Origin of the sequence: Nonomuraea lactucae, assembly GCF_003313395.1 — a bacterium.
Classification (GTDB): Bacteria; Actinomycetota; Actinomycetes; order Streptosporangiales; family Streptosporangiaceae; genus Nonomuraea; species Nonomuraea lactucae.
The window spans coordinates 1-6,871 of record NZ_QNFZ01000877.1 but is presented as its reverse complement, the minus strand read 5'-3'; the positions used below and the strand labels follow the sequence as shown (position 1 = coordinate 6,871).

General features: G+C 71.9%; 5 protein-coding genes. 4 read left to right on the top strand and 1 reads right to left on the bottom strand.

Annotated features, from left to right (window positions below; genetic code table 11):
* Nucleotides 1-370: 370 nt before the first annotated feature.
* On the bottom strand, nucleotides 371-1,285 hold the full coding sequence (gene panB / locus DQW85_RS30295) for a 3-methyl-2-oxobutanoate hydroxymethyltransferase (protein ID WP_113703233.1): 915 nt from the start codon (nucleotides 1,283-1,285) through the stop codon (nucleotides 371-373).
* A 133-nt stretch (nucleotides 1,286-1,418) separates the two neighbouring features.
* On the opposite strand from panB, the gene DQW85_RS30290 reads away from it, so the two are divergent.
* The 4 genes from DQW85_RS30290 to DQW85_RS30275 form a co-directional block, all read left to right on the top strand.
* Nucleotides 1,419-2,639 (top strand): MFS transporter, encoded by a 1,221-nt coding sequence (locus tag DQW85_RS30290; RefSeq protein ID WP_113703232.1) that lies wholly within the window; start codon nucleotides 1,419-1,421, stop codon nucleotides 2,637-2,639.
* A 132-nt stretch (nucleotides 2,640-2,771) separates the two neighbouring features.
* Nucleotides 2,772-4,322, top strand: a complete 1,551-nt coding sequence (locus tag DQW85_RS30285; RefSeq protein WP_113703231.1) for an MFS transporter — start codon at nucleotides 2,772-2,774, stop codon at nucleotides 4,320-4,322.
* Between the two features lie 7 nt (nucleotides 4,323-4,329).
* Entirely contained in the window at nucleotides 4,330-4,962 is a 633-nt protein-coding gene (locus DQW85_RS30280) for a TetR/AcrR family transcriptional regulator (protein ID WP_113703230.1), read from the top strand.
* A 103-nt stretch (nucleotides 4,963-5,065) separates the two neighbouring features.
* Nucleotides 5,066-6,871, top strand: a 1,806-nt coding sequence (locus DQW85_RS30275) for a right-handed parallel beta-helix repeat-containing protein (RefSeq protein WP_113703229.1), incomplete at its 3' end; no start/stop codon positions are given.

The following is a 6,871-nucleotide window of genomic DNA, read 5'->3' as shown; positions in this document are numbered from 1 at the left end:
GGCGCTGGGCGCGCCGCTCTGTCCGGTGCCCGGGGCGGCACTCGACGTGTCACCCGGAGGGGCGCTCGGCGCGGCGCCCGGCCCCGCCGACCCGTCAGCCACGCCGCCGCATCCGGCGAGGAGGACCGCGAGGGGCGCGGCGATCATGCCGTGGACCAATCTCATGCCGCCCTACCGTAGCGCGCTGCCCCGCACGGTTTCCCGGAACGAATCGCTGACGCCGCGCGGCACCCCCGTCCCGGCCGGTGCGGCGCGGAGACCCGCACGAGGGAGCCGTTCGAGAGGGCCGCCTTCCCCCGAGAGGAGCCCTGTCACAGGGGGCTCCCCTCGGGCGAGGGCACGAGCGGCACCGGAGTCCGCTCGGGGTGGGTCAGGTGTAGGTGTGCTCGGGGGAGGGGAAGGCGCCTGTGGCGACGTCGGCGGCGAACGCGCGGGCGGCGTGGTCCAGGTCCGTGGCCAGATCGGCGTACCGCTTGACGAACCTGGCGGGGTTGGGCGTCAGGCCCATGAGGTCCTGCCAGACCAGCACCTGCGCGTCCGTGCTCGGACCGGCGCCGATGCCGATCGTCGGGATGGACAGCGACGTCGTGACGCGCTCGGCGAGCTCGGCGGGCACGCATTCGAGCACCACCGCGAACGCGCCCGCCTGCTCCATGTCCTTGGCGTCCTTCATGAGCTCCTCGCCCGCCTCGCCGCGCCCCTGGACGCGGTAGCCGCCGAGGGCGTTCACGGACTGCGGTGTGAGGCCGAGGTGGCCCATGACCGGCACTCCGGCCGACACGAGCGTCTCGACCTGGGGGATGACGCGGCGGCCGCCCTCCAGCTTGACCGCGTGCGCGCCCGCCTCCTTCATGAAGCGCGCCGCCGACTCCAGCGCCTGCGCCGGTGAGGACTGGTAGGAGCCGAACGGCAGGTCGGCGACCACGAGGGCGCGCGAGGAGCCGCGTACGACGCCGGCGGTCAGCGGGAGCAGATCGTCGACGGTGACGGGCACCGTGGTGTCGTAGCCGTACACGACCATGGCCGCCGAGTCGCCGACGAGCAGGACGGGGATGCCCGCCTCGTCGAACACCCGGGCCGTCATCGCGTCATAGGCGGTGAGAACGGGCCACTTCTCGCCGCGCGCCTTGGCGGCCGCGATGTCTCGGACGGTGACCCTGCGCCCGGCGACGCCGCCGTACAGCGTGCCCGCGCCGGACGTGGCCGCCCGAGAGGGGGCGGAGGCGGCGGAGGCGGCGGCGGAGGAGGTGGAGGAGAACGCGGGAGAGGACACGGAAGAGGACATGGTTGACCCTCCAGAAAGGTCTCGAGGCGCCCCAGTGGCGTACCCGGACCCTCTGATGATGCCATCCCGCGAAACCCTGTGGCGAAACTGTCGGTGCCGCTTGCCAGAATGTGCGAGGAGGTAAGCAACCACGATGACCATCACCCCTTACCGGCGCCTGCTCGGGCTGCCCGGCGTTCGGACCCTGCTGCTGGTGGGCCTGCTGGCCCGCATCCCGTCCACCGCGATGGGGATGGCGCTGACGCTGCACGTGGTCCACGGCCTCGGGCTCGGCTTCGGCCGGGCCGGGCTGGTCACCGCGGCGAGCACGGTGGGCATGGCGGTGGGGTCGCCGCTGTCGGGGAGGTTCGTCGACAGGCACGGGCTGCGGCCGGTGCTCGCCGTCACGACCGCGGCCCAGGCGGCCTTCTGGGCGGGCGCCTGGGCGCTGCCCTACCCGGTGCTGGTCGTCGCGGCGGCGGCGGCCGGGCTGCTGGCGCTGCCGGTGTTCAGCGTGATCAGGCAGTGCCTGGCCGCCCTGGTGCCTCCAGAGCAGCGCCGCATGGGCTTCTCGCTCGACTCGATGTTGGTCGAGCTCTCCTACATGACCGGCCCGGCGCTGGCCGTGGCCGGGGTGACCATGCTGGGCAGCGGTCCCACGCTGGCGATCATCGCGGCCGGCGTGACGGGCGCCGGGCTGGCGCTTTTCGCGCTCGACCCGCCGGTCCGCTCCGCGGAGGAGCGCGAGGTCCCGGCCGCGAGGGTGCCGAGGCGGGGGTGGCTCACGCCCGGCTTCGCCGCGCTGCTGGGCACCACGGCCTCGGCCACGTTCGTGCTCACCGCGACCGAGCTCGCCCTGGTCGGCACCATGCAGCACGCAGGCCGGACCGAGTGGATCGGGCTCGCCGTCGGCGTCTGGTGCTGCTACTCGCTGCTCGGCGGGTTCGTGTACGGCGGGCTGAGCCGCGGCCTCTCACCCCTGGTGCTCATCGCCGCCATGGGGGCGCTGACCGTGCCCGTGGGGCTGGCCGGAGGCGACTGGCGCTGGCTCGTCCTGGCGCTGCTGCCCGCCGGCCTGCTGTGCGCGCCCGCGCTGTCGTCCACGGTCGAGACCGTGAGCCGCTGGGTGCCGGCGGGGGCGCGGGGTGAGGCGATGGGGTTCCACGGCACCGCCCTGCTGGTCGGCGGGGCGTCGTCCGCGCCCATCGCGGGCTTGATCATCGATTCCTACGGCCCGCCCTGGGCGTTCGCCGCCGCCGGTCTGCTCAGTGTGGCCATGGTCGCGATCGCGCTGCCGCTGTGGCGCCGCCGCCCGGCGCCCGCCGAGGCGTTCCGCGTCGAGCCGCTGGAGGCCGTCGCGGCGGGCGAGGACTAGCCACGACGGGGCCACGGGCCCCCAGCCGCCCCTCGGCGAGCAATTGCGAAACGGGACTGTTGCGTATCGGAATACATTGCGATACGGTGCTGTTGCGAAACTTGAACGTATCGAAATTGAGGAGTCCCCCCAATGGAAGCGAACACAGGCCATCCGCGCCGGTGGACGATCCTCGGCGTGCTGGTGTTCAGCCTGCTGGCCGTCGTGCTCGACAACACCATCCTCAACGTGGCGATGAGGACCATCGCCGACCCGGTGCACGGCCTGGGCGCGACGCAGAGCCAGCTGGAGTGGGCGATCAACTCCTACACGCTGGTGTTCGCCGGGCTGCTGTTCACGTTCGGGGTGATCGGCGACCGCACGGGCCGCAAGCGCATGCTGTTCATCGGCATGGCGCTGTTCGGACTGTCGTCGCTGGCCAGCGCCTACAGCCAGGATCCCACCCAGCTGATCCTGGCCAGGGCCGCGATGGGCATCGGCGGCGCCGCGATCATGCCGGCCACGCTGGCCATCATCTCCAACGTGTTCCCGCCCGCCGAGCGCGGCAAGGCCATCGGCTTCTGGGCCGGCGGCGTCGGCCTGGCCGTGGCGATCGGCCCCATCACGGGGGGCCTGCTGATCGAGCGCTTCTGGTGGGGCTCGGTCTTCCTGATCAACGTGCCGATCGTGGTGATCAGCATGATCCTCATCGGGACCATCGTGCCGGAGTCGCGTGACCCCAAGCCGTCCAGGCTCGACCCGTTCGGCGTGCTCCTGTCGATCGTCGGCCTCGTCGCGGTGGTCTACGGCATCATCCGCGGCGGCGAGCTGGCCACCGTGACCGACCCCGAGGTCTACGTCCCGGCGCTGGTCGGCCTCGCGGTGCTGGCGGTGTTCGTCTGGTGGGAGCGGCGCATCGACCACCCGGTGTTCGACGTGCGCAACTTCGCCAACGCCCGCTTCTCCACGGCCATCGGCATGATGGGCATCGTCTTCTTCGCGATGATGGGCGGGATGTTCTTCCTGACCTTCTACCTGCAGATCGTGCTGGGGTTCAGCCCGGTGCAGGCGGGGGCCCTGATGATCCCGTTCGCCGCCGCGCAGCTCATCTTCGCGCCGCTCAGCCAGCGCATGAACGAGCGCTTCGGAGCCAAGCTGGCCTCCACGGTCAGCATGTTGCTGATCACGATGGCGCTGGCCAGCTACGCGTTCCTCGACCAGAACACCCCGGTGTTCCTCATCGAGATCGTCTTCTTCGTGCAGGGCGCCGCGATGGCCAACATCATGCCCCCCGCGACCACGGCGATCATGGAGTCGCTGCCCCGGGAGAAGGCCGGAGTCGGCTCCGCGATGAGCAACACCGTGCGCCAGATCGCCGGCGCGCTCGGCGTGGCCGTCCTCGGCTCGGTGCTGTCCTCCAGCTACCGCGGCGAGATCGCGCCCGCCCTGTCCGGGCTGCCCGCCGACACCCAGCACGCCGCGGGCGAGTCCATCATGGCGACGGTCGGCGCCGCCCAGGCGCTCGGCGAGCGCGGCCAGGCCCTGATCAAGCCCGCGTTCGCCGCGTTCCTCGACGGCATGCACGTCACCGCCCTGATCTCCGCGGTGATCGCGCTCCTGGGCGTCGCCGTGGTGGCCAGGTGGATGCCGGGCAAGCCGCGCGCTCTCCAGCAGAGCGAAGTGAAGGAACCGGCGGTAGTGTGAGGCCGCGATGACGATCCAGGAACCGGCGACGGCCCGCCCGGCGGGCCGCCCCCGCAGCGAGAAGGCGGAAAAGGCGATCATCGACGCGACGCTCGACCTGATCGCCGAGGGCATGGGCGTCGCCGAGCTCTCCATCGAGGCGATCGCGTCGCGGGCGGGCGTCGGCAAGACCACCATCTACCGGCGCTGGTCCAACAAGGAGGACCTCGTCGCCGACGCCCTCGCCACCCTCAAGGCGCCGCTCCCGCCACTCGGCGGGGTCTCGGTCCGCGACGACCTGATCATCCTGCTCAACGCGATGCGGGAGGACGCCGCCGACGCCCGCAACCGCTGCGTGATGAACGTCGCCATGAACGACGCCGACCGCTACCCGCGCCTGCTGGAGCGGTTCCTGAAGGTGGCGGTCGAGCCGCGCAGGCAGGCGGTGCGCGACGTGATCGCACGCGGGGTCGCCACCGGCGAGCTCAGGCCCGAGGTGGACGTCGAGATGGGCCTGGCCATCCTGTCGGGTGCCATGATCTGGCACACCAAGTGGGGGCCCGCCGGTGACCTGCCGGAGGACCTCGCCGAACGGATCGTCGATCACGTCCTGCTGGGTCTCGCGACCTGCCCTGGGGCACCCGCCGCCCGTCCTGCGTGACCCGCCACCCGTCGAGCGCCGGTTCGCCACGCGCCTCGCGTCGCGAACCGCCGCCGCACAGTGGCTCTAGGCAGAACGTGAGCACTGTTCTAATCTCGCGGCCATGCCCCCCTTACGCCGGATCGCGATCGCCGCCGCCATCACCTTCGGCCTGCTGCTGCCCGGCGGTGCCGCCCTGGCGCACGAGGAGCGGCCGGTGACGCTTCCCGACGGTTCGGGCAGCGTTCCGGCGCTGCGTGCCGGAGAGCCCGACCTGCTGGTGTGCAAGCCGGACGAATCCGACTTCGAGCGGCGGGTGGCCGCCTTCCCGGCTGAGCTCAGGCGGCGCAACCTCGCCCTCTTCGAAAGGTGCCGGCGCGAAGGGTTCAGGCACCTCCAGCAGGCCGTCGACCGGGTCGACCGGCCAGGGATGACCATCGCGATCCTGCCCGGCCTCTACCGCGAGGAACCCACCCGGGGCGCTCCCACCGGCGACTGCGCCAGACTCCCGGCCCGCTGGTCCACGTGGGGATACCAGATCCTCTCCTTCGAACAGCAGCAGCGATGCCCCCACAACCAGAACCTGGTGGCCATCCTCGGCAAGAAGGACCTGCAGATCGAGGGCACCGGCGCCGGCCCGCTCGACGTGATCGTCGACGCCGAGTACCGCAAGCTCAACGCCATCCGGGCCGACCGCGCGGACGGCGTCTACTTCCGCAACCTCACCGCCCAGCGCACCACGTTCAACTCCCTGTACGTCCTGGAGACCGACGGCTTCGTCATCGACCGGGTCCTCACCCGCTGGAACGACGAGTACGGCTTCCTCACCTTCGCCAGTGACCACGGCCTCTACACCGACTGCGAGGCGTACGGCAACGGCGACGGCGGCCTCTACCCGGGCAGTGCCTCCAACATCAACGACGGGCGGGGCCACGACGTCCCCCGCCACGCCATCGAGATCCGCCGCTGCAAGAGCCACGACAACGCGCTCGGCTACTCGGGCACCGCCGGCGACTCGATGTGGGTCCACGACAACGAGTTCTACGACAACATGGTCGGCGCCACGATGGACAGCCTCTGGCCCGACCACCCCGGCCTGCCGCAGAACCACGCCCTGTTCGAGAACAACAAGATCTACGACAACAACAAGGACTACTACCACCACATCCGCGACGGCACCTGCGCCAAGCCGGCCGCCGAACGCGGCTACGAGCGGGGAGTGGTCTGCTCCCAGGTGGGCGTCCCACCGGGCACCGGCGTGATGGTCGCGGGCGGCAACTACAACGTCTTCCGGAACAACCAGGTCTGGGGTCACCGGCGGGCCGCGTTCCAGCTGTTCGGCGTGCCCGCCTTCGTGCGCGGCGAGAACCGCCTGGACAAGCAGGCCGACACCTCCAACTTCAACCGCTTCGAGGGGAACGCGCTCGGCGTCGCCCCGACCGGCGAGCGGCGGCCCAACGGCCTCGACGTGTGGTGGGACGGGCAGGGCACCGGCAACTGCTGGCAGGGCGGCGTGACGGGGTCCACGCCCGCAGTGCTGCCGCTCTGTGCCGCGCGGGCGCCCGCGCTGTCGGGCGGCTCCAGCCGGTGGCCGGCCGAGCCGGTCAAGCTCGTCAAGCTCTACCTGTGCGCCGGCTACAGCGCGTCGGAGGCCAGGCTGCCGGCGGGGTGCGACTGGTTCGGCGCGTCGGGGATAGGCAGGGTCGAGACGCAGCTGGCGCTGGGCGGCTCCCTCGTGCTCGGCCTGCTGGCGGCCCTGTTCTGGTACCGATCCGGCCGCGCGGTCCCGGACCGTGCCGCGCCGGACCGTGTGGTCCTGGACCGTGCCGTACCGGATCGTGTGGTCCTGGACCGTGCTGTACCGGATCGCGTTCTTCGGGGCCGGGGCCGGGGCGGCGGCCGGGGACCGGGCCGGGGGACCGGGCGGGCG

Excerpts from the sequence above, each read along its gene's own strand:
- DQW85_RS30285 (WP_113703231.1), top strand. The coding sequence starts at position 2,772 with ATGGAAGCGAACACAGGCCATCCGCGCCGGTGGACGATCCTCGGCGTG.
- DQW85_RS30290 (WP_113703232.1), top strand. The coding sequence starts at position 1,419 with ATGACCATCACCCCTTACCGGCGCCTGCTCGGGCTGCCCGGCGTTCGG.
- DQW85_RS30280 (WP_113703230.1), top strand. The coding sequence starts at position 4,330 with ATGACGATCCAGGAACCGGCGACGGCCCGCCCGGCGGGCCGCCCCCGC.
- panB (WP_113703233.1), bottom strand. The coding sequence starts at position 1,285 with ATGTCCTCTTCCGTGTCCTCTCCCGCGTTCTCCTCCACCTCCTCCGCC.